The 24,406-nt window shown below is 29.3% G+C and carries 22 protein-coding genes; 12 read left to right on the top strand and 10 right to left on the bottom strand.

What is annotated here, in order from left to right:
- Window positions 1–18 precede the first annotated feature (18 nt).
- The 9 genes from KV700_RS03590 (at window position 19) to KV700_RS03625 (ending at window position 14,233) form a co-directional block, all read left to right on the top strand.
- Window positions 19–4,533 (top strand): sacsin N-terminal ATP-binding-like domain-containing protein, encoded by a 4,515-nt coding sequence (locus KV700_RS03590; RefSeq protein ID WP_218599210.1) that lies wholly within the window; start codon window positions 19–21, stop codon window positions 4,531–4,533.
- A gap of 10 nt (window positions 4,534–4,543) precedes the next feature.
- Window positions 4,544–4,711, top strand: a complete 168-nt coding sequence (locus KV700_RS17230) for a hypothetical protein (protein WP_254712964.1) — start codon at window positions 4,544–4,546, stop codon at window positions 4,709–4,711.
- Window positions 4,659–7,628, top strand: coding sequence for a type I restriction endonuclease subunit R (locus tag KV700_RS03595; protein WP_254712965.1), 2,970 nt, complete (start codon window positions 4,659–4,661; stop codon window positions 7,626–7,628). The genes KV700_RS17230 and KV700_RS03595 overlap by 53 nt, the downstream gene beginning before the upstream one ends.
- A 22-nt stretch (window positions 7,629–7,650) precedes the next feature.
- Window positions 7,651–8,025, top strand: a complete 375-nt coding sequence (locus KV700_RS03600) for a hypothetical protein (RefSeq protein ID WP_218599211.1) — start codon at window positions 7,651–7,653, stop codon at window positions 8,023–8,025.
- A 38-nt stretch (window positions 8,026–8,063) separates the two neighbouring features.
- Window positions 8,064–10,271: an McrB family protein gene (locus KV700_RS03605; RefSeq protein ID WP_218599212.1), complete on the top strand. Its 2,208-nt coding sequence runs from the start codon at window positions 8,064–8,066 to the stop codon at window positions 10,269–10,271.
- 2 nt (window positions 10,272–10,273) lie between these two features.
- Window positions 10,274–11,524, top strand: coding sequence for an McrC family protein (locus KV700_RS03610; protein ID WP_218599213.1), 1,251 nt, complete (start codon window positions 10,274–10,276; stop codon window positions 11,522–11,524).
- A 194-nt stretch (window positions 11,525–11,718) separates the two neighbouring features.
- Window positions 11,719–12,837, top strand: coding sequence for a Fic family protein (locus KV700_RS03615; protein ID WP_218599214.1), 1,119 nt, complete (start codon window positions 11,719–11,721; stop codon window positions 12,835–12,837).
- Between the two features lie 417 nt (window positions 12,838–13,254).
- Window positions 13,255–13,809 carry a hypothetical protein gene (locus tag KV700_RS03620; protein WP_218599215.1) on the top strand — a complete coding sequence of 185 codons (555 nt, stop codon included), beginning with the start codon at window positions 13,255–13,257 and terminating at the stop codon, window positions 13,807–13,809.
- Between the two features lie 13 nt (window positions 13,810–13,822).
- Window positions 13,823–14,233, top strand: a complete 411-nt coding sequence (locus tag KV700_RS03625) for a hypothetical protein (RefSeq protein WP_218599216.1) — start codon at window positions 13,823–13,825, stop codon at window positions 14,231–14,233.
- A 396-nt stretch (window positions 14,234–14,629) separates the two neighbouring features.
- Here KV700_RS03625 and KV700_RS03630 read toward each other — a convergent pair whose 3' ends face one another.
- Complete coding sequence (locus KV700_RS03630; protein WP_218599217.1) at window positions 14,630–14,971, bottom strand: hypothetical protein; 342 nt, start codon at window positions 14,969–14,971, stop codon at window positions 14,630–14,632.
- Between the two features lie 119 nt (window positions 14,972–15,090).
- Between KV700_RS03630 and KV700_RS03635 the strand changes: the two genes are divergently transcribed.
- Window positions 15,091–16,626 carry a Fic family protein gene (locus KV700_RS03635; protein WP_218599218.1) on the top strand — a complete coding sequence of 512 codons (1,536 nt, stop codon included), beginning with the start codon at window positions 15,091–15,093 and terminating at the stop codon, window positions 16,624–16,626.
- Between the two features lie 285 nt (window positions 16,627–16,911).
- Here KV700_RS03635 and KV700_RS03640 read toward each other — a convergent pair whose 3' ends face one another.
- The 8 genes from KV700_RS03640 to KV700_RS03675 form a co-directional block, all read right to left on the bottom strand.
- Window positions 16,912–17,400 (bottom strand): CIA30 family protein, encoded by a 489-nt coding sequence (locus KV700_RS03640; protein ID WP_218599219.1) that lies wholly within the window; start codon window positions 17,398–17,400, stop codon window positions 16,912–16,914.
- A gap of 9 nt (window positions 17,401–17,409) precedes the next feature.
- The gene (locus tag KV700_RS03645; protein WP_218599220.1) at window positions 17,410–18,891 is read right to left on the bottom strand and encodes a cryptochrome/photolyase family protein; all 1,482 of its coding nucleotides are present in this window, start codon (window positions 18,889–18,891) and stop codon (window positions 17,410–17,412) included.
- On the bottom strand, window positions 18,888–19,016 hold the full coding sequence (locus tag KV700_RS03650) for a DUF2256 domain-containing protein (RefSeq protein ID WP_166382421.1): 129 nt from the start codon (window positions 19,014–19,016) through the stop codon (window positions 18,888–18,890). The genes KV700_RS03645 and KV700_RS03650 overlap by 4 nt, the downstream gene beginning before the upstream one ends.
- 103 nt (window positions 19,017–19,119) lie before the next feature.
- Complete coding sequence (locus KV700_RS03655) at window positions 19,120–19,746, bottom strand: flavin reductase family protein (RefSeq protein WP_218599221.1); 627 nt, start codon at window positions 19,744–19,746, stop codon at window positions 19,120–19,122.
- Complete coding sequence (locus KV700_RS03660) at window positions 19,746–21,203, bottom strand: cryptochrome/deoxyribodipyrimidine photo-lyase family protein (protein ID WP_218599222.1); 1,458 nt, start codon at window positions 21,201–21,203, stop codon at window positions 19,746–19,748. Before KV700_RS03660 ends, KV700_RS03655 begins: the two co-directional genes overlap by 1 nt.
- Window positions 21,204–21,305: 102 nt before the next feature.
- Window positions 21,306–21,596, bottom strand: a complete 291-nt coding sequence (locus KV700_RS03665; RefSeq protein WP_218599223.1) for a TIGR03643 family protein — start codon at window positions 21,594–21,596, stop codon at window positions 21,306–21,308.
- Window position 21,597: 1 nt separating this feature from the next.
- The gene (locus KV700_RS03670) at window positions 21,598–21,999 is read right to left on the bottom strand and encodes a DUF2452 domain-containing protein (RefSeq protein ID WP_218599811.1); all 402 of its coding nucleotides are present in this window, start codon (window positions 21,997–21,999) and stop codon (window positions 21,598–21,600) included.
- Between the two features lie 15 nt (window positions 22,000–22,014).
- On the bottom strand, window positions 22,015–22,182 hold the full coding sequence (locus tag KV700_RS03675) for a Lacal_2735 family protein (protein ID WP_218599224.1): 168 nt from the start codon (window positions 22,180–22,182) through the stop codon (window positions 22,015–22,017).
- A 173-nt stretch (window positions 22,183–22,355) separates the two neighbouring features.
- On the opposite strand from KV700_RS03675, the gene tssD reads away from it, so the two are divergent.
- Window positions 22,356–22,757, top strand: a complete 402-nt coding sequence (gene tssD / locus KV700_RS03680; RefSeq protein ID WP_218599225.1) for a type VI secretion system tube protein TssD — start codon at window positions 22,356–22,358, stop codon at window positions 22,755–22,757.
- Between the two features lie 87 nt (window positions 22,758–22,844).
- Here the strand turns inward: tssD and KV700_RS03685 are convergent, their stop codons facing one another.
- On the bottom strand, window positions 22,845–23,249 hold the full coding sequence (locus KV700_RS03685; RefSeq protein ID WP_218599226.1) for a hypothetical protein: 405 nt from the start codon (window positions 23,247–23,249) through the stop codon (window positions 22,845–22,847).
- Between the two features lie 150 nt (window positions 23,250–23,399).
- Between KV700_RS03685 and KV700_RS03690 the strand changes: the two genes are divergently transcribed.
- Window positions 23,400–24,392 (top strand): hypothetical protein, encoded by a 993-nt coding sequence (locus KV700_RS03690; protein ID WP_218599227.1) that lies wholly within the window; start codon window positions 23,400–23,402, stop codon window positions 24,390–24,392.
- Window positions 24,393–24,406: the final 14 nt, after the last annotated feature.

Below are 24,406 nucleotides of genomic sequence, written 5' to 3' on the forward strand. Positions count from 1 at the left end.
AAAAGAATAAAAAAAGCTATGAAAGACTTTATTTTAAATCTTATTAAGAAAAAGAAAAAACGTTATATAGATGATTATGGCGAAATGCTTGGAGACTACCAACGCGAGCTAGAAACCATTAAAGGTTACAATGGAAGACAACTACTTGAGTTACTTCAAAATTGTGATGATGAAGGTGCAACAAAAGTTACCATAGCATTAAATAAAGACGCTAAGACTATAAGTATTAGTAACAATGGGAATACTTCGTTTTCAGAAAAAGGATATCGTTCATTATTTATAGCCAATTTATCTTCTAAAACTTCTCGTAAATATATTGGGAATAAAGGCCTAGGTTTTCGTTCTATTATTAATTGGAGTAAATCTATAGAAATACAAAGTAATAATCTATCTCTTTTCTATTCAGAAAAAAACACAAAAGAGAATTATGAAAAGTTGTTTTTAGAAGAAGAAAGACAACACATCGTTAAAGAGGAAAATCTTTCTGAAAGTACAATACCAATGCCTTTTTTAAGCATGCCAATACTTAAAAACATTAATCAAGGTAACTTTAAAACAGCTATAATTATTCAGTTTAAGAAAAAGGCATTTAAAGATATTTTTAAACAAGTCAAAAACATTACCCCAGAGACCTTATTATTTTTAAAACACATAGAAGAAGTTCATTTTATTGGCTTTGAAGACGTTGATAATATAAAATGTAATAGAGAAACTCATTTACAAAAAACAACTAATTTTTCACCTAAAGAACATATTCAATTTACAGATAATTCTTGGTCTATTTTTGAAGTAGAAAAAAAATTACCTTCTAAATTTCAGGATTCTAATAAAAAAGAAATAGAATATTATCAAATTAAAATTGCTGTAGAAGATAATTTTGAAAAATCTTCACCAAATTTATATTCATTTTTCCCAACCAATATTAAGCTAAATCAGCCATATGTTTTACATGCAACTTTTGATTTAGATGCAACAAGAAATCAATTAAACGATTCAGATAAAAATAGATTTATTTTAGAAGAAGTAGTTGCTTTTACTATTGATGTTGCTAAATATTATTCGCAAGCTAAAGTATCTTATCAACCTTTATCAATTTTAAATCATAAACACAAAGCCGATACTCTAGATAATTTAGGGTATTACGATTTAATTGAAGAAGCCATTAATAATGAACCTATATTTCCTTGTATAGATAATGAATATAGAAGTTTAGAAGAAGTATTATATATTAATGAAGAATTTGCAGAAATTTTACAAGATGTAAATGTTCAAGATATATTTCCTATTCATCTATTGCCTTTAAAAAAACTTTCTCTTAAACAATTTAATTTAGAGGATAAAATAAAAAGTAAACTTGTCAGAGTAGAAAATTATTTAGATTTAATAAATGAGGTTTCAGAAAAAAAAATGTCAAACGAGCATCGAGCAATTTGGATACGCTTAATAACTAAAAACCTTTATTTTAATAAAAAAGAACAGACAAAAGGGCTTAATTTCTTAATTAATAAGGAAGGTAAACCAATAGATGGCAATGAATACATTTACACACCTGTTTCCACAACCAAATCTACCTCAGAAGAAAAAGAATTAAAAAGACCAAGCTTTACTAAAATTCAATTTATAAATGATGATTTATTTAATTACTTATTAAATGAATTTAAATTTGAAACAAATGAAAACTCAAATAAAGGTCGTTTTATATATGATGAATTAAAAACATTCTGTAATATTCATAGTTATGAGCCAGCAACATTATCTCAAAAAATTATTAGTGAAACTAATAATCAAATAAAAAAGGATCAAACTAAAGCTAACATCTATATTCAGGAAATGAATAATTGTCTGTATCACAATTTCAAATTAATGAAAGAAGGTACAAAGATTCCTGATGATACAATAAAAATTCCGTGTATTACCAAAAGTGGTAAAATAGCATTCACAGAAGATATGGTGCTTTCAGAATTTTATCCAACAGGAGAAAAAACATTTTTAATCTTTAAGGATGTTTATCCTGATGAAAAATTTATAGCTAAACCGAGTGATTCAGGTTTAGATGAAAATGAAAATATTCAAGAATTAGAAAGGTATTTAAAATGGATAAAAGTAAATAATTATGCAAGTTACAGTAATAATTTTTCTATAAATTCCGAAATTGATAGTTATGTCAACTTCATACAAAGTTATAATGGATTTGAAAAACAAACCGGGTATAGGATTAATTATAAAACAATTAACAACTTTAAATCTACCTTAGATAAGATAACTATAGAAAAGTTAATTCTTTGGATTTATTATGATGATGTTTTAAAACAACAATTATATGATAATAATAATGATGATAAGTTTCAGTACTTTTATCGCACTTACCACACAGTCCAAACAAAACCTTCTTATTTAAAGTATTTAATTATTAAAAATTACAAGTATAATTTTTCAGAATTACTTATAGACGAAAAGTATTCTTGGGTTAATAACTATAAAATAAACTATAAGAAGATTATGGATTTTGATAGTAATATCAATAAAACCATAATTAATGAAATATTAGTAAGTCTAGGAGCAAATGATGATTTTAACCAATTACCAATTGAAAAAGTTGCAGAAATTATAAATAAGTTACCTGATAATTACCCGACAGGAGCTAAGTCACAAACTTTTTATAAAAAAGCACTAAGCCATTATAATGATAATGAAGTTGAAATTGAAGAACCACTAAAGCTTTTTGCTCATAATGGAAGTGAACTTCAACTTTATAATCAAGACGAAGTATATTTTAGTGAGAAGATTAAATTGCCTAATAAACTTAAAAAAGATTTTCCAATATTTAATTATCCATCAAGAGCAGGTGGTGCAGAAGCTATAAAATTTTTCGGTATTAATGATTTAAAAGAGATTAAAATTGAAATTAAGGATAAGGTAATGTTAACATCCTTAACGGAAACATTTGCTACAATTTTAACAGGTTTAAAGCCTTTTATGCTAAGTCATCGATTAAATGTAATTGAAGACGTTGAAGTAAGAAAAACACAGGCATCAATTTGTAATAAAATAGAAATTTTGCTGTGTACTTCTATCGATTATAGTGTTAAAGAGTACAATTACGAAGTAGCAGATTATGAATTTTTACATTTAGAAGAACAAACGTATTTAATAAAAGTAAATGATTTTGATTCTATAGATTCTTTAAAGAAAAATGCGGAATTCATAAACAGTTTTGCAGATATTATATCTCTTGCTTTTGATGTTAATAGTGATAAAAATGAGTATAAATATATTTTAAGAAGTGATTATGAAGATGTTCAGAATAGTATAAAAAATGATTTAGGAATAGATACATTGAATGATGCTAGGGAGTTTTTAGGTCTTGCTGATTATAAACAAGCCTTTTGGCAAGCGATATTTCAAACAAAGAACCATACATATAATGATTTTCTTGACGATTTTGCTTTAGAGAAAAAGATAATAGAGAATTTTGGTCTTGAGTTTGACACCAATTCTCTAGATTATGAAAAAATCAACTTAGAAAATGAATTAGCTAAAATTGAACAGTTGTTTAGTGAATTAGATATCACTCTTGAGAATTTCGCTAAACATTATAGTTATAAAATTAGTCTTTCTAAATATCATCTTTCAAAAATAAAAGATTCTATTCTTTCCAAAAAAAACTCAATAAAATCTTCTGTTTGGAAAAGTTTTGAAACTAAAACGATTGATGAGAAAGCTAAGTTTTTAGTTGAAATAAATAAGTATGAAGACTATAGAGAATATGCACGACAGAAAACGGAGGAGTTTAGACATCACTTTAATATAAATAAAGTTCTTGTTTTTGAAGATTATAAAAATACAATTTATCCGAATTTAAGTTTAAATAGCAATTTTAATCTTGAAGAAATAAAAAGAAAACATAAAGAGAATTTTACTGAAGATGAGCTTTACGAAATCAGCCAAAGCGAACGTTTAAAAAGTCTACTATATTTTGAAGATACATTAGAAGTTATTAAGGATGAGTTAAAAGAGGCTGTGGAAAATGAAAGCGAAAATTTTTCATCTAACGGTATACCTAAAAATGGTGACGGTGTTATTGTAGAAACTCGTTTACTTGATAGTGATGTTTTAAAAACCAAAATACCACCTAAAGGCGTCAAAAGAAATAGGGTGTTTACACCAAAAGAGAAAAACAGTAAAGGTTTAAAGTTAAAAGGGAATAACTCAGAACAAGTTGTCTATGATTTTCTAATTGAAAATGGCTATAAAAATGTTGACCTTGTAAGTGAAGACAATGAAGGGCTGCAATGCGATATAAGATACACAAACGAAAAAGACGAAGTAAAGTATGTTGAAGTTAAAACCTTTGATAATGGTAATTTCTTCTTATCCAAATCAGAGTTTGAATTCGGGAAAAATAATGAAAAGGATTATGAGGTATGGTTAGTTAAAAACAAATTAGACATTATCCCTATTTATGACTTCTTTTCAAACCCAAAATATATAACTAGTATAAATGAATATTTAGTTCATTTAGAAATTGTTTAAAAAATAGAATATGCATAGCCAAACAAACGAACAAGCCTTAGAAGCAGCTATAGAAAAGCAACTAACAGGAACCTGTTTAGAAGACCTTAAAAAGCAAGGTGTTTCTGTAGATTCCGTTAACGAAGATGCAGAAATATATAGAACCGGTAAAGGCTATTATATTGGGTCAACCTTCTAATTTTAATGCACAGTTTGCTTTAGACGAGCAATTCTTTTGGTCTTTTTTAGAAAACACCCAAAAAGAAGAATTAGATAAACTAAGGTTCCAGAGCGGAGTCGAAGGGCAAAAACAAAGCGATTGGAAATTAAAAATTCTAAATCGTTTTGATCGTTTGGTGAAAAAATATGGTATTCTACATCTGCTAAAAAAAGGCTTGCAAGTAGATGATGCTAATTTTACATTGTTTTATCAGTTGCCATTGGCTAGTAGTAGTCAAAGTATAAAAGACAGGTTTGAACAAAACCGTTTTAGCGTTACTAGACAATTACGTTATTCTATTGACAACCCAAGAGAAGAAATAGATTTGGTATTGTTTATAAACGGTTTGCCAATTGTTACCATGGAGCTTAAAAACCAATGGACAGGTCAAAATGCAAGAGTGCATGGACAACATCAATATAAAACCCAACGCGACACCAAACAACCCTTATTAAACTTTGCACGTTGTGTGGTTCATTTTGCTGTAGATACAGACGAAGCCTATATGACTACAAAGTTAGACGGTAAGAAAACCTTCTTTTTACCATTTAATAAAGGAAACAAACACGGAAAAGGCAATCCAGAATTAGCAAAAGGAGAAACTGGCCATAGAACCAATTATTTATGGAATGAAGTTTTTACAAGAGAAAGTCTGGCAAATATCATTCAACATTTTGTCCGTTTAGATGGTAAAAAGAAAGATCCTTTACAAACGAAGACCTTATTCTTTCCGCGTTACCATCAAATGGATGTAGTGCGTAAAATTATAGAAGATGCCAGTAAAAAAGGCGTAGGACAAACCTATTTAATTCAGCATTCCGCAGGTTCAGGTAAATCGAATTCTATAACTTGGGCAGCATATCAACTGATAGAAACCTACCCCGAAAATGAAAACGTTCCTGGCAACAAAGGATTAGAACAACCTTTATTCGATTCCGTTATTGTAGTTACCGACAGACGATTATTAGACAAACAGATTCGCGATAACATTGCGAGTTTTTCAGAAATAAAAAATATTATTGCTCCTGCGTATTCATCCAAAGAATTAAGAGAAAGTTTAGAACAAGGCAAAAAAATAATTATTACTACCATTCAGAAATTCCCATTCATCATTGATGGCATTGCAGATTTAAGCGAAAAGCGTTTTGCTGTTATAATTGATGAAGCGCACTCTAGTCAAAGTGGTTCTGCGCATGACAACATGAACAGAGCAATGGGACAACAATTTAATGACGATGAAGAAGCAGATGCACAAGATAAAATTGTGCAAGCTATGCAATCTCGTAAAATGCGAGGAAATGCATCTTACTTGGCATTTACAGCAACACCAAAACCAATTACTTTAGAGAAGTTTGGTGTAAAAAATGAAGAAGGTCAATTTAAACCTTTTCATTTATATTCTATGAAACAAGCTATTGAAGAAGGCTTTATTTTAGATGTGTTAGCGAATTATACCACCCTAAAAAGTTATTACGAAATAGAAAAGTCTATAGAAGACAATCCGTTGTTTGATTCTGTAAAAGCACAAAAAAAGTTACGTGCTTATGTAGAAAGCGATAAAAGAACGATTGCTACAAAAACAGAAATTATACTCGACCATTTTATTCCTAAAATAGTAAATCAGAAAAAACTAAAAGGGAAAGCAAAAGCCATGGTGGTAACCCAAAGCATTGTATCTGCTATTAGATATTACAAGGCTTTAAAAAATATCTTAAAAGATAAAGGCGATCCGTTTAAAATAGCCATTGCTTTTTCTGGTTCAAAAGAAGTAGATGGTATAGAACACACGGAAGCAGAAATGAATGGTTTTGCAGAAAAAGATACCCGTATAAAATTTGATGAAAATGAGTACAGAATATTAGTAGTTGCCAACAAATACCTTACAGGTTTTGATCAACCTAAATTGTGCGCCATGTATGTGGATAAAAAGCTACAAGGCGTTTTGGCAGTACAAGCATTATCTCGTTTAAACAGAGCAGCCACAAAATTGGCAAAGAAAACAGAAGATGTTTTTGTGCTAGACTTCTTTAATGCTATAGACGATATAAAAACATCTTTCGATCCTTTTTATACAGCAACCTCTTTGAGTGAAGCTACCGATGTAAATGTTTTACATGAATTAAAAGATGTTTTAGACGAAGTAGGTGTTTATGAATGGGAAGAAGTAGAAGATTTTAACATCAAGTTTTTTAATAAAGAAGACGCGCAAGTATTAAGTCCGATTATAGAAAGAGCCGCAGAACGCTTTATACATGAATTAGAATTAGAAGATGATGACAAGGCAGATTTTAAAATTAAAGCAAAACAGTTTGTAAAAATATACGGACAAATGGCTTCCATAATGCCATACGAAATTGTTGTTTGGGAAAAATTATATTGGTTTTTAAAATTCTTAATTCCTAAATTACCTATTAAACCAACAGGTCTTGAAGGTTTAGATGAATTATTAGAATCGATTGATTTATCTACGTATGGTTTAGAACGTGTTCGATTAAATGAAACCATTGGTTTAGACGATTCTGAAACAGAAGTAGATCCACAAAACCCAAACCCAAGAGGCGCACACGGAACTGATGAAGAATTAGATCCTTTAGATTTAATTATCAATAGTTTTAATGAAAAATGGTTTCAAGGTTGGGAAGCAACACCAGATGATCAACGTGTAAAGTTTATTAGCTTGACGAAATCTATTCAGGCGCATCCAGATTTTCTATCAAAAGTTGCCGAAAATCATGATGAACAAAACAAAGATTTAGCGTTTAAAAAGATTTTAGATGATGTAATGTCTAAACAACGTAAACAAGAATTAGACTTGTATCGTTTGTACGCAAAAGACGATGCTTTTTATCAAGCTTTTTTTGATACGATGAAGAGGATGTCAAATATTAGAGAGTAATTGTAAAATAAAAAAAACAACTATGAACAAATACGGACAAACAGCTTTAAAAGCAGCACAAAATTATAAAAGCTCTTATTCTATTACAGAAATTTATGCTAGAGCAGCAAAAGAGGTTTTTGAGACAAAAAGTTCACAAGAAAAAGGTTGTCCGAAAGGCACATTTTTAGGATTGTGTGAAGAAGGTTTGGTAAAAGGAATACCAAGAGGGAATTATACAAAATCTGTTAAGAATAAAGAATATGCTTTACAAGCTATTGAAATATTAAAATGGGCAGATAATAAAACCTATACTCCAAAAGAATTGTGGGCAGAGTTAAATTTAGGTGATAAAAGGTCTAATTCTCAAATGGATGTTGTTTTGGCACTTTGGGATGCTGGGTTAATTGATAAATAAAAAATGAATTAATTAAAAAAAAGAGAAAAAATACAGTTATGATTATCTATAAAGATTACGAAAAGCAAGTTTATGATTGGCTGATGCAAAAGCATGAAGTTGATGCTAGTTTTACGTTTTCATTAAGGCAGAAAGCTACCAAAGGAACAGAGTTAGATTATTTTATAGGAACAGAAAAATCCAATTATTTTGGAATTACCTTTTGGACTTTACCAATTTCTTACCCAGGATCATCCTCAGATTGCATTAATTTAATTTTTGAATCGAAAAACGATTTTTATACTTACAAATTTGAGTTTACACAAACCAACTCACCTCAAAACACTCAAAATCAATCTGTTTTAAATCTTGTTAAAGCTATTGAATCTCCAATAAAAGAAAAAATCGTATTAAAGAGAGAAGGTTCACGAGATAACAAAATGTTTGCTTATGTAACAAAACAACGATCGGAAAGTTATACCGATTTAACTAGCATGCTTTTGGATATCGAAAAAGATTTAGACAGCATAATACCAATAATTAATAATTATATTGAAAAAGAAAAAATAGTAAACCCTGAATTTATAGCACATAGAATTTCTAGTGAAGAGTTTCAAAATATGCAATCTAAATTGATAAAGAGGTTTGAAAAATTTGGAGGAGTTAATGATACAGTGAAAAGTAAAATTTTATTAGAGAATATGATTCAAACAACAGATATATTTTTAAAGTTTCAAGAATATTTATTTGAAACTAGAAAAAATGAAATTACAAAACAAACAATAAATCATTATGTAGAGGAAGCTTCAAATAAAATACCTGAAAGATGGAATGATTTTTATAAAAACAGTTTTAATACTTTTAAAATTGATTATTTAAATTTAAAAAAAATAATACCTTTATTAGATAGAGGGTTTACAGGAGTTAATTCTTTTATTCGTTTTATCAATCAATTAATTAACAAAAACAAAACACCAACAAACCAAATATTATACGGACCTCCAGGAACAGGAAAAACGTTTTATTTAAAAGATCAATTATTTGATACATATACACTTAAAGAAAATGCGATTACCAAGGAAAAATATTTTGAAGAAGTTGTAACCAATTTAACTTGGTGGCAAGTGATTACTTTGGCACTTATAGAAATTGGTACAGCCAAAGTAAATGATATTTTAGAAAATAGATGGGTAGCAAAAAAAGCAGCATTATCAGAATCTAAAAATGTGAGAGCCACTTTATGGGGAACTTTGCAAATGCATACTATTGTAGAATCGAAAAATGTAGCTTACAAACAACGTCAGAACCCTTTAATTTTTGATAAAACGAATGAGAAAACTTGGCATTTGTTAACGGATGAAGTTAAAGAACAAAGTCCTGAGATTTATGATGTTTTAAAAGATGTTAACGACTTTGAATTAAGCCCGGAAAAAGAAATTAAAAACTACGACTTTGTAACCTTCCATCAATCTTTTGCTTACGAAGATTTTATTGAAGGGATCAAACCAATTTCACCCGTAGAAGGGGAAGAATCGAAAGATCTAGGATATGCCATTGAAGATGGAGTTTTTAAAAAATTATGTTTAAAAGCAAAAAATGATCCTAATAATAGATACGCTATTTTTATTGATGAAATAAACAGAGGAAATGTTTCTGCCATCTTTGGAGAGCTCATTACATTGATAGAAATAGACAAACGTAAAGACGCTAAAAACGAAATAAGCATTAAACTCCCCTACTCTAAAACAGCATTCAGCGTTCCATCTAATATTGATATTTATGGAACTATGAATACAGCAGACAGAAGTGTAGAAGCTTTAGATACTGCTTTACGTCGTCGTTTTGAGTTTAAAGAAATGATGCCAGATTATGATGTTATTCAAAAAGAAGAAATTGAAGGAATCAAACTTTCTAAGGTTTTAGAAAAGATAAATCAACGTATAGAATTATTAATCGATAGAGATCATACCATTGGTCACTCCTACTTTGTAAATGTAGATACGTTAGAAAAATTAGCCAGTGCTTTTAACAATAAAATTATTCCTTTGTTACAAGAATATTTTTACGGAGATTATGGGAAAATTGGCTTAGTACTTGGCAAAGGTTTTGTAAAAATTAATAAAAATGATACTATTAATTTTGCAGATTTTAAATATGACAATGCGAACGATTTTAAAATTGCTAGTTACAAATTAAATCAAGTTGATGAAAATACGATTATTGATGCTGTTTCAATATTATTAGGCTCAAAAGAAACTCCTCAATAACATTGATAAAACAGCATAAAATATCCGTTTTCGAACACCAAAAATTATACATTGGTACACAAGGTTTTAAACAAACGCATTTAGATGCGCTTTTAAAACTAAACGAATACCATGATGGAAATTATTTTGAGCCTATTGCAAAAGGGATTCGCTTTAATCAGTATGTTGGAGTTATTCAGGTAGATGGTTTAATTATCGAGATTAATCCAAAAGCTGATAAAGATGATGAAGATTACAAATGGAAAGGTGTTTTATTAAAAATGCTGAAAGCTTGTGGAAAAATTAAAGCAGATTCCTCTGGCGACGCAAATGTAAAAAGACAACATCTTAATTTATTAGAAATATATTTTGAATTGTACTTAAAAGAAGTTGAAAGCTTAGTCCGGAAAGGTTTCATCAAACAATATAGAAAGCACACTAAAAACACAAAAGCACTTAAAGGGAAACTAGAATTTGCAGGAAACATAAGACATAATATCGTTCATAAAGAACGTTTTTACACAACGCATCAAGTGTATGATAGCAATCATTTTCTGCATCAAGTATTGTACAAAGCCTTAACTATTGTGAGTCAATTTACAACAGGTACAAGATTACAAGACACAACAAATAGAGTTCAGTTAAGTTTTCCCGAAGTAGATACTAAAACCATTAACGCAAAACAGTTAAGCACAATTATATTAACCAGAAAATCGAATAGCTATAAACCTGCCTTAGATTTAGCACGGTTGATTATTTTAAATTACTCTCCAGATATTACGAGCGGAAAAGAAAAAATGTTGTCTTTATTGTTTGATATGAATCAACTTTGGGAAGAATATGTGTTGAAACAACTTCAAAAAGCGTGTGAAGGAACAGATATTAAAGTTTCAGGACAAGAATCAAAATCATTTTGGGGAGCTAATAGCTTAAGACCTGATATTGTTTTAAGAAAAGGAAATCAAACCTACATTATAGACACCAAATGGAAACGACCTCAAAAAAGTTCTGCTTCTGTAAGTGATTTACGTCAAATGTATGCCTATTGTCGTTTTTGGGATGCAGAGAAAGCTGTTTTATTGTATCCTGGAGAAACTTCAGAAAATAAGTTTAAATCATATCAAACCGATGATTACTCCTTAGACTATAATAAATATTCTCAAAAAATAAAACATCAATGTAAAATGGGATATGTTTCTGTTTTAGATACTGAAGGTAACTTTAGAAATGATATTGCTGCGGATATTTTAACGTTATTGGATTTTGAAGAATAACCTTACCTCACTCAACTGCATAAAATTATCATTAAGTCATTACATTTCCTTATCTCAAATCTTTACTTGTTTCGCTTCGTTAAGTTGATTAAAAAAAACATCAAATAATTCAAAATAAAATTTGAGCTATAAAAACAAAAAATATAGCCCAAGTTATCATTATATTTGAGCTATAAAAATCATATTTATAGCTCATGGTATATAAAAATTGGAATTGGCTACACAAAGAATGGCCTAATTTTACTTATAACAAAGAGACTCTTGAACAATTAGAAATGCAATTTTCTAAAAACTCAGGACTTGTATTAGGTGCCATAAAACATATAGAAGGGGTTTCTAAAGATGACTTATTAGTAGAAATACTTAGTGAAGAAGCTATAAAAACTTCAGAAATAGAAGGCGAAATTTTGAATAGAGAAAGTGTGCAATCTTCCATTAAAAAAAATCTCGGTTTTGCTACGGACAAAAGAAAAATAGCACCTGCAGAACTTGGCATTTCTGAAATGATGGTCGATTTATATCATAATTTCAATCAACCATTAAGTCATAATTTACTGTTTGATTGGCACAAAATGTTAACCAATGGAAGAAGAGATTTAACAAATATTGGAAGCTATAGAACACATACAGATCCAATGCAAGTTGTTTCTGGAAGGCTTGATAGACCCAATGTTCATTTTGAAGCTCCTCCATCGGACAAGGTACCTATTGAAATGGAACAATTTATTTTATGGTTCAATCAAGTTCATCATCCAAATAATACAAATATATTACCACTTGCAAAAGCTAGCATTACGCATTTATATTTTGTATGTATTCATCCTTTTGAAGATGGAAATGGAAGAATTGCTAGAGCATTAGCTGAAAAATCTATTGCCATCAGTTCTAAACAGCCAACATTAAGTTCATTATCACACACCATAGAAGGTAATAGAAAAATGTATTACACATCGCTTGAAACGAATAATACAACTTTAGAAATAACAAACTGGTTGCAATACTTTAGTGAAACTATTTTAAGTGCTCAAGAAAATACTTTAAAACGTGTAGATTTTATTATAGAAAAAGCAAAGTTTTTTGAACGATATAAAAATCAATTAAACGAACGACAATATAAAGTATCGTTAAGAATATTTGAAGCTGGACATACTGGTTTTATAGGTGGATTAAGTGCCGAAAAATATACTAAAATTGCTAAAACATCTGCTTCCACCGCTACGAGAGATTTAAAAGATATGGTGGATAAAGGTGTTTTAACAAAAACAGGAACTTTAAAAAGCAGTCGTTATGAATTGAATTTAAAAATGACCTAATTTTATATTTTTCTTCTTATACTTGACTAAATCAACTAAAAGAAAATAAAAAGTGACACCTATACTCCACCTCCCGTAAAGCCTTTAAACAAAAGGCATATTACATATTTTAGAAAAGAATAAAAATCAGTAAAAAACTTAACTATTTTTTTATTTCCTCTATCTTGATTGGTAAAGTCGTTTTTCTTTTATCTAAAAATATTAATTAACACTTGAAACTTTTAACAAACTAAACAATAAAAAACCACATAATTAATCAATCAGTATTTATTCTTAACTATTAAATAAAATTGATTTTCAATTAATTAAGTAGTTATAAAAAATTATAAATTAAAACAACTAATATTTTAATTCGCGATTCGCGAATCGCGAATTTGCGAATTTTCATTATATTTGTAATATAACAAAATAGTAGTTATGAAGAAACATAGTGGAATGAGACCTCATGATATTGTAGTTTTATTAAAAATTGCAGCAAAAGGAAAGCAAAATTGGTTTATGAAAGATCTTTCATATGAACTAAATATTAGCGCTAGTGAAATTAGCGAGAGCTTAAATAGATCTAAATTTGCTGGTTTAATAGCACCAAACAAAAAAAGCATAATGCGTTTGGCTTTAATGGATTTTTTAGAGCATGGTATAAAGTATGTATATCCACAACAACCAGGAGCAATTGTACGAGGAATACCAACGGCACATTCTGCACCTCCTTTAAATAATACAATCGTAAGCGAAGAACACTATGTTTGGCCTTATGCAAAAGGAAAAAAAAGAGGACAAGCAATAGAACCATTATATGCATCTGTTGTAGAAGCTGTATTAAAAGATGACAAACTATATGAACTTTTAGCTTTAGTAGATGCATTAAGAGTTGGTAGAGCTAGGGAAAAAGAAATTGCTCTAAGAGAATTAAAAATTAGAATTTTAGGAGAAGACTCTATTACTGATAAAAGAGCATTGCTTTTAAATTAACAAATAAGAGCTTATGAAAAATAGAATTATAAATAATACTGTTGTTGCTGAAGTGGCCATAGCTTTAAAAGAATTGAAAGATCAAATGATTTTTGTGGGTGGTTCTAGAGTAAACTTGTATGTAGATGATGAAGCTGCCGAAGAAGTAAGACAAACTGATGATGTTGATGTCACAATTAACTTAATTAATTATAATGCTTGGGTGCAAATGCAAGAACGTTTAGCAGAATTAGGTTTTAATCCAGATCCAAAAGGTCATTCTATTTGTAGTTATTTATATAAAGGAATACCAGTAGACATTATGACCTCTGAAGACGATTCTTCTGGAGGAGGAAATGAATGGTATAAAATAGGTTATAAAAATCTATGGAATAAAAAAGTACGAGAAGAAACTATTAAGATCCTTTCAGCACCCTGTTTTTAGCAACAAAATTTAAAGCATTTAACAATCGAAGTGGAGATTACAGAGCAAGTCATGATTTTGAAGATATAATTTATGTACTAAATAATAGAACTACAGTTATTGAAGAAATAGAAAACGATCATCCAAAAATAAAACAATTTTTAAAAGAAGAATTTACTAAGGTTTATGAAAACTTAAGTTTCGAAGAAATTATTTTATGCCATTTACTAGAAGAAGAAAGAGTACCTATTATAAAAGAAAAAATTGAATATATAATTGCTATATAAATTATATTCATAGCTAATTTTCTTACTATATTTTAGCTATATAAGTCTTATTTATAGCTCATTACGAATAAAAATTAGAATTTATTTTTCTTCTTTTACTTGACTAAATCAATCAAAAGAAGACAAAACACTACACCAATGCTCCACCCCAACACACATACCCCCCTTTAAACAAAGGAAATATTACATATTGTATTGGGAAATAGATTTGTTTTCCTTTAGTTTCTTTTGGTAGTATTTTGTTTGAGTTTTGGATAAAATATTCGATTTTTTTTATCAAGAATTGCATTAGATAAGAGATTTTTTTTGCGGCAGATTGGTTCTTATATTGAAACTTTAGCATCAAAAAAGGGATCTGTACATTTCTTATCTTTTCTAAGCCGTATTTACTATAATACCCAAATTTTAATTTATAAAGGCGTTCGTTTTTCTGTAAAATTAAATTTTGCGCGCATTTTTTTAGTTTACGCATCTTTTTATTCCTAGAACTTTGCGCACATTATTTTTAAAACAAACACTCATGCGCGCATTATTTTTAATTTGCGCATGTTTTTTAATTACCTTTGATTATAATTTAAATAACTTTATTGTATGGAAATAATAATACCATTAAATGAAACTTCATTTTTTCAAGGAAGAAACACACCTGAAAGAGGAAAAATAGTGGGTTATGGTGCTATAATAGAAAGTTTAAAATTACCAATACCCTTTCCAAATACACTATCGCTAATAACCCAAAAAAGTAAAAAGTATAATAATACCTATTGGAAAGTATTTCCGACCTCATATCAACCAGAAGAGACATTGTACAAACAACTGGTATTTGCTATTAAATATGAAGGTATTAATTTACTATTATTTAAAGCGTTATTTAAAGTAATTACAAAAGATCAAATAAAAGAAATTCTACATATAGAACCATCTGGTCAATATAGTCGAAAGATTTGGTTTATATACGAATGGCTTCAACAAGAAAAAATTGATGTAGCAATAGATTTAAAAAAACGTAAATACATTCAACTACTTGACTCTAATATCCAATACACAATAAAAGGAGAAGAATCTGCAAGGCATAAAATTATTAACAACCTACCAGGAACTGTAGATTTTTGTCCATTAATTTTTAAAACTCAAAAGCTAGAAAACTATATTAATGCTAATTTATCTAGCCGAAAAAATACAATTCTAAATAGCATACATAAAGACATATTGCAACGCGCTTCTTCTTTTTTATTATTAAAAGACTCTAAAGCATCTTTTACCATAGAGGGTGAAAATCCTGGTAATAATAGGGCTATGCGCTGGGGTAAAGCAATTGGTCAAGCAGGTGGTAAATCATTAAGTATAACCGAACTTGAGCGCTTACAACAAATAGTTATAGAAAACAGTAGATTTATAGAAATGGGTCTAAGGAAAGAAGGTGGTTTTGTGGGAGAACATGATAGAAGTTCAGGAGAACCTATTCCGGATCATATTTCTGCAAAAGAACAAGATATTCCCAAGTTATTAAATGGAGTAATAGAAACAAACACACTATTACAAGACGATAGTTATGATGCCGTTTTAGCAGCTGCAACCATATCATTTGGTTTTGTATTCATACATCCTTTTATAGATGGAAATGGTCGTTTACACCGCTATATAATGCATCACATTTTAGCGAAAAAGAAATTTACACAGCAAGGAGTTATTTTTCCTGTTTCTGCTTCAATTCTAGAACATATTAATGATTACAAAGATGTTTTAGAATCTTATTCACATCCATTATTAGATTACATAACATGGAAAGAAACGGAAAATCATAACATTAAAGTTACAAATAATACCATTGATTTTTATCGTTATTTTGACGCTACAAAACAAGCAGAATTTTTATACGATTGTGTAGAAGACACTTTAGTTAGAATTATACCTGAAGAAGTTAGTTATCTGCAAAAGTATGATGAATTTAAAAAATACTTAGATAATCATTTTGAAATGCCTGATAAAACAGTTGCAATACTTGTTCGTTTTTTAGAACAGAATGAAGGTATTCTATCAAAACGTGCACTGAAAAAAGAGTTTTCAGTATTAGAAGAGATTGAAATTAAAGATATACAAACAAATTACAATACTATTTTTTTATAAAACGGAACAACTCTAGATAAAAAAGTCATCTTCTTTTACTTGACTAAATCAATCAAAAGAAGACAAAACACTACACTACTACTCCACCCCAACACACTTAAAACCCTTTAAACAAAAGGAATATTACAGATTGTATTGGGAAGTAACAAGAGTTAACAAAGGAAATCAAAAGACTACAAAGAGCTAATAAACAGTATTTTTATAAAAAATAATTTTGTTTTCTTTCCTTTCAAAACACTTTGTTAGTAGTTTTAATACTACTAAAATATTCAGCTTTAAATTAATTTAAGTTAGCATAATACTGTCTATCTCTAATTTAAAACCTTCAGCCTTTTTATTTCCAATTAAAAAAGCAATTTCTTCAAGACGCTCTTTACTATAATTTGGCTTTTGTAATTTATTCCCTCTAAATGTAGGATACATATCTGTTAAGTTTATTTCAATATCCTTCCATTCATTAGACGTTTCAAAAAAAGAAATATAAACATGATCATCTGATAACCTGCTTCTTAATCTAAATTGATACCGCTTTCCGTCTCCTTTAACTTTTATAATAATTTTAGAATACTTTTGAGTTTTTACCGCATCAAAACGGTACCTCAACAAAGAAAAACCTCCGTTATTTTCTAAGGATACATTTCCTTCAAAAACACAATTTCCTTTTTCATTAAAATAGAAACTACCTAAAGACTTCCCTCCCATAACAGCATCATTTATAATCTTCCAATTATCGGGACTGTTCTTTTCTAAATCAAAAATAACTAACGATTCCATATCTTTTGTTTATAGCTTTAATAAATATTCTTCTCCGTTTTTTAAATGATTTTCTTTCTTCTCATCAGGCATTTTATCAAACATTCGAACCAACATTCCTAATCTAGGATTCGACAAAAAGAAATCTCTATGCGTGTTCATAAAACGCCAAAAAAGTCCATCCCAAGTTCCTTGCCACTCTCCTTTTTTATAGTTGCTCATTTTCATTAGATAATTACTGCCACTTATATAAGGCTTCGTAGCCATTAATCCTCCATCTGCAAACTGACTCATGCCGTAAATATTAGTTACCATTACCCAATCGTAAGCATCTATAAACAGCTCCATAAACCATTTATATAACTCATCCGGATCAAATTCACACAACATCATAAAATTGCCTAATACCATTAAACGTTCTATATGATTACAATATCCTGTTTTTAATACTTTCTTTATCGTCTGATCAATTGGTAGTATACCTGTAGTTCCGTCGTAAAACGATTTCGGAATCTTCTTCGTGAATTTCCAAAAATTGGTAGTCCGTTCTTCACTCCCTCTCACTTCGTAAATACCTCTTACAAACTCTCTCCAACCAATAATTTGACGGACAAAACCTTCCGTAGAATTAATAGGAATTTTATTTTCTTTAGCATACACCAAACAAGCTTCAATAATATATTTAGGTGTTATTAAACCAACATTAAGCATTGGTGTTAACACGCTATGGTTTAATATTGAATTTTCAGCAACAATGGCATCTTCATACACGCCAAACTCCATAAAGCGTTGCTCAAAAAACTGCTGCAACCAATCTTTACTCGTTTTAAAATCGGTAGGATATAAAGCGTAATCTGTTAAACTCCCTAAGTTATTAGAAAAGTGAATATTTACATATTCTTGTGCTTCTTTAAAATAATTATCAACATCTGGAAACTGAATTGATGGAGGCGTTTTTTTAGCAGGATATTTTTTTCTATTCTCTGCATCAAAAGTCCACTTTCCTCCTATTGGTTTTTCATCAGGAGTAATAAGAATATTTCTTTTTTTACGTTGCTCTGTATAAAAAGTGGTTTGATGGTATTTCTTTTTATCCTTTCTAAAGAAAACTTCTAAATCCTCTTTCGAATTTAAAAACAAAGGCGAGTCATAAACCGTTGTAGAAATATTATTATCCAAACATCCTTTTACCAATCTTTTCTGAAGCCAATTATCCGTAGGGTCTATATAATTAATATGTTCAATTCCTTTTTGTTTTAAAGCAGAAATCAATGCTCTAATATCGGAAATATCTGTTATTGCATCAATATAATGAACATCAACATTTTTTTCTTTCTGAAGAAAATCAGCATAACATTTCATCGTAGCCCTATGGAAAGCTATTTTTTGTTTATGAAAAGAATACTGTCTAAAAAACAAATATTCTTCTACTAAATAGACAGGAGCATCGACTTGAAAAATTGGTGATTCTTCAAATAGTTGATGTGGAAATATTAAGTTAATTGTTTTCATTTATTTCTTCTACAGCGTTCACTACAATATTTTACCGTTTCCCAATTCTTTTCCCATTTTTTACGCCACGTAAATGGTAGCTCACAAACCACACATATTTTTTCGGGTAGATGCTCTTTCTTCATTGATAAAAAATCTTATATTAAGTTATTAAATAACTACGGAAACATAATAAATTTCCTTGATGTAAAGCATCGGGTAATTAAAACCCTGGTTGTCTTACTACAACTATAATTCAGGAACTTCATCTATTCTTACATAAGGATGTTTCGCTATCTTTTTTAAGGAATAATAACTATTTAAACCAGAAATACCAATGCTTTCCGTAGCTTCTAAATCAATATCACCATCTATGATAGCAACATCTGGAAAAATTAACTGTTCTATTTCACCTATAATTAATTTGGTTCCGTTATGTTTTATATCAATGGCTTCTACAAAGCGCATTCCTATTTTAAAATTACTTTCTTTTACAAAAGGTGCTTTAAAATCTTCGATATATTCTTCGGTAAGCCCACAGCGTTTAAACTCTGATGTATTTACATCGAACTTTGCAGAGGTATAATGTGCATTCTTTATAAAATTTTGATGAATATGATTAATCGTATATACTTCATTTTCTAAGATGTTAGCATACGTATGCCCAACTTCTGCCGTTTGTGGCCTTGTAATAAAACCTAAAAGCGCCGGACTACTACCTAAGTGAACTATAGAACTAAAAATTGCTAAATTAGTTTGCCTTTCATTATTTATGGTACCTATTAAGTTTGCTGGTTTTATACCTGTTACCGAATTAATAATTTTTAATTTGGTAACACGATCAAATACTTTTATAGCTTCTTTATTGTAAATCATTATTTTGTATTTACGTGCATGTTTAAAATGCGATTCTTTTCTTTTTGTACTGCGGGATGCTTTTTATGTCCCCATATTTTATCTCTTGCTAATCTGGCACTTTCTTGTAAATCTACAATTGGTAACGGATAATCTTCACCAATAACAACTTCACAAAACGTTTGCTCCATTGTTGTCATTTTCCAAGGTTCGTGAATATACGCTACGGGAACATTTGTTAATTCTGGAATCCATTTTTTGATAAAAACTCCCTCCGGATCGTGTTCTTGAGAATTCTTTACAGGATTGTACAACCGCACCGTGTTAATCCCCGTAGTACCTGCTTGCATTTGAAACTGCGGATAATGAATACCCGGATCATAATCTAAAAACTGTCTTGCTAAATGATATGCTCCGTCTCTCCAATCTTGGTCTAAATTCAATGTTAAAAACGAAACTACCATAGCACGCATTCTAAAATTAATCCAGCCTGTTTGTTCAACGGCTCGCATACAAGCATCAACTAAAGGTACACCAGTCATTCCTGTTTTCCAAGCTTTTATAAAGACATTATTCTTTTGATGTTCTAATAACTCGTATCCTTGATTAATACACAATGTTTCATATCTGCATTCTACTTCAAACTTCTGAATAAAATGACAATGCCAATGCAAACGTGTTAACATCGCAGAAAATGCTTTGTCGTTTTTTGTTCCGTTAGGATGTGTACCTACAAACTGAAAAACTTGTTTGATACTGATATTTCCCCAAGCCAGGTATGGTGACAATCTACTACAAGACATTCTACTTTCCGTTGGCTTAGAAATATGCCTTTGATAGTTCCCGCCTCTTTTAGCTACAAATGATTTTAAATAACGCCAAGCATTTTGTTCTCCTGCGGGTTGAAATTCTGAAGGATATTCATTCCATGCTGTTTCCAATGTCTTGGGAAGTAAAAAAGAATGCTTTAAAAGAACTTCTTTAGAAACCGAATACCTGTTTTGTGTTACTGGCGAATGCATCGTTGTGTGCCATTGCTTATTCCAATTATCTCTGTTTTTAATACCGCGTAAAATTCCATCTCGTTGAAATTCTTGCCATGTTATTTTATATTGTTTAAAAAAAGACTTTACCTGTTTATCACGGTTCCAGGTTATTTGTGTTCCACTTTCTTGATAACTAAAAACCGTATGTATATTAAATGATGCTTCTAAATAATCGAAGATAGATACTGCTTCTCCATAAAAGACGTCCACATTTCTATTAAACGGTTTTAGTGTTGTATTTAAAGCTTTTAAAGATTGATAAATAAACTTTAAATGCCTCGGACTTGTATCTGGGTATTCAATAATTGAAGGTTCAAACAAATAGATTATCTTGTAAGGAACACCAGATTTCTCTGCTTTATGCAAAGGTTCGTGATCTAGCGAACGAATATCTCGTTTTAACCAAACAATATTTATAGGCTGTTTTTTCAATAGGTATTTAAATAAATTACCTCGATGGAAACACGAGTTTTTATGGTATTTTTTTTATTCTCACAAAATCTAGATAATAAAGACTTGGTTATCTCCTTGCGATTAACGTTTACTAATCCTATTCCCTGAGATTGCTTTTTGACGAGAACATTTAAAACGTGTAATATCTGGATTCCGTTTTTTTAAGTGTTTCTGACTAACACCACTTTGTACACGTTTACGCCAACGTTTAAAACTTGATTCTTTTAAATTACCTCGCATTACCAATATCACTTGCTTTTCTGGTAATCCGAATTGAAATTCAATCGCCTCGAAAGGAGTTCTATCTTCCCAAGCCATTTCTATAATACGGTCTAATTCTCTTTCTGTAAATTGTTTTGTTGCTAATTTCATATTATACCTTTTGCCAAATTTGATCGACATTTAAATAAAAACTTCCTAAAGAATTAAAACGACATTCATTTGGAGCTATAATTGATAAAAAAGTTTCTTCTGTATCTCTTTGGTATAAATGATATGTTTCTCCAAGAGTAGGTTCAAAAGTAAATTCTGCATCAAAAATCATTTTATTATACTCATACTCCTTCATCATATTCTCATATTCAGCTTTTAACTCTAAATACTTCGACTTCATTTTATGATTTACCTTATTAATACTTCTGTTTTTCCAAGCAATAGTATCTGTTGTTGTTATTACGGGAGCGCCAACAGAAGTTGCATATGGCTTAAGCGATGCATCATACTTTTGCGTTTCTGTATTAAAAACTACATTGTCTGGTTTTTTATCTTCTTTTATCATTCTTAAAGAAATCTAAACATTTAATTTTTCTAGTTCCTTCATTATTTCTTCTGCTTCACATGTCTTTTCATCACTTTTTTTTCTATCCGAAGTAGATAAAGAATAAGCCTCTTTCATAAGGTTTTCATACTTACTTTGTAATTTTTCTACTTCTGATTTCTTTTTAAATAGTCCGAACATCTTTATTTTTTTTTGTAAAGATACAAAATGTTTAACTATTTATTGTTTTAGTTAAACAAAAAAAAAGAATTATAAATTGATTGATTATAAATATCACTGAAAACAGTTAGTATTATTTAGGCTAATTATTTCAACTTTGTAATAAATAAGAAACAATTAAAAACATAAATAATATGAAAGAATTAAATGTAATACAGCGTATAGAATTAAGAATTAAAAAAGACGATCATACAGAAAAATTATTTAAGCTATCGCAATGCGATTATAATTTATCTTCTACTTTTTACCCAAACGAAGAGCAAGAACGAGGATTAGATGTAAATTTATCTGGCGTAATGAGTAATGAAATAGATACTTTTTTTTTAGAATGGTTATCTCATAAACCTGGAGAATGGTCTGGTAGTTTAAAAATTTATCATCAAAATCAAGATAAACCTGTAATTAATTTTGTTTTTGACAATGCAATTATTCATAACTATAATCAATCTTTTTCAGAGAACAATGTTCAATCTCAAGATACTTATTTTAGTGGAATTTTAACAGGTGTTGTTTTTAATGATGTAAAAATGAATTAAGATATATTTATTCTAATTATCTAAAAAAGCCTTTAAGATAAATGTCTTAAAGGCTTTTTTTATTCAATTTATAAAACAAAAAATAATTTAAGACTGCTGCAAATTATTTTCTAAAAACTCACAAATTTCTAAGTCTGTAAAATAGCCACTTTTATGACCTCCCCAACATGCTGTTAATGAAAACACACTTGCATCTAATTTTAATTCTTTTTTAGCTTCTGCTTCTTCATTAGGTCTGCAATAGACTTCAATTGAGTTTATATTTTCCGATACAACTTCTATTGATTTTTCGTCTTTACAAACTGCTTTTAAACCATCTGTAAGGCGTTGCAAACAAATACTTGGCACAAATTTAATGAAGTCTATTTCAAAAGTATTCCAGTTGATGTTAATCGGAATTTCTTTACCAACGATCTCATTAATCTCTTTTTGATAACCTTCTAAATACTGATCTTCTATTACTTTTGCAGCTTTTTCTTTTTCTAATTTCATAATGGGTGTTTTTAGTTTCAGTAATGTATCAAAGGTATTAGAAGAGATTCTTAAATTAGCACCACCATTAAGTGAAACTTAAAACTCACTGAATTCCGTGAGTACTGCATCAATAGATTCAACTACATTTATTTTATAAAATAACAACATATGAAAATTACAATTATGTCAATAATCTGCTTAATAATTTTAGTATTAATCGTAGCAGGTTGTTCTAATTATATTGGAATATCTAAAAAGAAAGCATCTTTAAATTTAGAAACCTATTTACAAAGAGAATATAATGGTAGACTTGTTTTTAGTGATTTAAAACGTTTTTTTAACGCAGCCACAATGGACCCTAATATGTTTAGTGTCTTAATTTATGATAAAAACATTCCGGAAATTGAATTTTACACTCATATTAATGTAAAAGAGATTTTAGAAAACGACACTTTGCCTATGTATCCAATATCAGATTTAATGACTTTTGATGATTTATACCAAGATGCAGTAAAACAATACGAAACAAGACAAGCGGTGATAGCCGATTTTAAAAATGAAATTCCTGAAATAATTTTTTCTACAGAAACTATCGAATTAAATTTTAAGAGAAATCTCAAACCAAATGAATTAGAAGATGTAACTACACGTTTTGTGGTTAGCTTAAATGAAAATTTTAAAGAGTTAAATACCAGCTTTCAATTTAGTTTAGTTATTAAAACACTTACATATCCCGAAGGATTTATAATAATTCCATTAGAAATAGAAGATGGTAAATGGCAGAGAAAACCGTATATATTATCAGAATCTAACAGTGATTTTAATGTTTTAAAAACAATGGTTCATAAAAACATTCAAGCGAAATTAGAAACTCCGTATCCTTATTATAAAATTACTGAGCATAGCAAAATTTATATGGATAAATCTTCTTTATCTAAAGGTGCTTGGTTACAATATCTAGAAGATAAGAGAATTACAAATGAAGGAAAAGGTAAATGGAAAAACCCACAAACAGGACTTTATGTGGTCTATTTTGATTTAGATTCTAAATTTATATATCGTGGAGAATTGTTAACAGAAGAAAATGATAAAATGTCTTATGTAAAAGAATTAAGACAAATTATAGAAACGATAGAAAAAGAAGGAATTAGAACTAAATAATAATTTCATTTCAA

This window comes from Polaribacter sp. NJDZ03 (genome assembly GCF_019263805.1).
Lineage (GTDB): Bacteria > Bacteroidota > Bacteroidia > Flavobacteriales > Flavobacteriaceae > Polaribacter.

Excerpts from the sequence above, each read along its gene's own strand:
- KV700_RS03590 (WP_218599210.1), top strand. The coding sequence starts at position 19 with ATGAAAGACTTTATTTTAAATCTTATTAAGAAAAAGAAAAAACGTTAT.
- KV700_RS03620 (WP_218599215.1), top strand. The coding sequence starts at position 13,255 with ATGAAGAAACATAGTGGAATGAGACCTCATGATATTGTAGTTTTATTA.
- KV700_RS03645 (WP_218599220.1), bottom strand. The coding sequence starts at position 18,891 with ATGAAAACAATTAACTTAATATTTCCACATCAACTATTTGAAGAATCA.
- KV700_RS03640 (WP_218599219.1), bottom strand. The coding sequence starts at position 17,400 with ATGGAATCGTTAGTTATTTTTGATTTAGAAAAGAACAGTCCCGATAAT.
- KV700_RS17230 (WP_254712964.1), top strand. The coding sequence starts at position 4,544 with ATGCATAGCCAAACAAACGAACAAGCCTTAGAAGCAGCTATAGAAAAG.
- KV700_RS03690 (WP_218599227.1), top strand. The coding sequence starts at position 23,400 with ATGAAAATTACAATTATGTCAATAATCTGCTTAATAATTTTAGTATTA.
- KV700_RS03655 (WP_218599221.1), bottom strand. The coding sequence starts at position 19,746 with ATGATTTACAATAAAGAAGCTATAAAAGTATTTGATCGTGTTACCAAA.
- tssD (WP_218599225.1), top strand. The coding sequence starts at position 22,356 with ATGAAAGAATTAAATGTAATACAGCGTATAGAATTAAGAATTAAAAAA.
- KV700_RS03615 (WP_218599214.1), top strand. The coding sequence starts at position 11,719 with ATGGTATATAAAAATTGGAATTGGCTACACAAAGAATGGCCTAATTTT.
- KV700_RS03665 (WP_218599223.1), bottom strand. The coding sequence starts at position 21,596 with ATGAAATTAGCAACAAAACAATTTACAGAAAGAGAATTAGACCGTATT.
- KV700_RS03630 (WP_218599217.1), bottom strand. The coding sequence starts at position 14,971 with ATGCGTAAACTAAAAAAATGCGCGCAAAATTTAATTTTACAGAAAAAC.
- KV700_RS03635 (WP_218599218.1), top strand. The coding sequence starts at position 15,091 with ATGGAAATAATAATACCATTAAATGAAACTTCATTTTTTCAAGGAAGA.
- KV700_RS03650 (WP_166382421.1), bottom strand. The coding sequence starts at position 19,016 with ATGAAGAAAGAGCATCTACCCGAAAAAATATGTGTGGTTTGTGAGCTA.
- KV700_RS03685 (WP_218599226.1), bottom strand. The coding sequence starts at position 23,249 with ATGAAATTAGAAAAAGAAAAAGCTGCAAAAGTAATAGAAGATCAGTAT.
- KV700_RS03605 (WP_218599212.1), top strand. The coding sequence starts at position 8,064 with ATGATTATCTATAAAGATTACGAAAAGCAAGTTTATGATTGGCTGATG.
- KV700_RS03595 (WP_254712965.1), top strand. The coding sequence starts at position 4,659 with ATGCAGAAATATATAGAACCGGTAAAGGCTATTATATTGGGTCAACCT.
- KV700_RS03675 (WP_218599224.1), bottom strand. The coding sequence starts at position 22,182 with ATGTTCGGACTATTTAAAAAGAAATCAGAAGTAGAAAAATTACAAAGT.
- KV700_RS03600 (WP_218599211.1), top strand. The coding sequence starts at position 7,651 with ATGAACAAATACGGACAAACAGCTTTAAAAGCAGCACAAAATTATAAA.
- KV700_RS03625 (WP_218599216.1), top strand. The coding sequence starts at position 13,823 with ATGAAAAATAGAATTATAAATAATACTGTTGTTGCTGAAGTGGCCATA.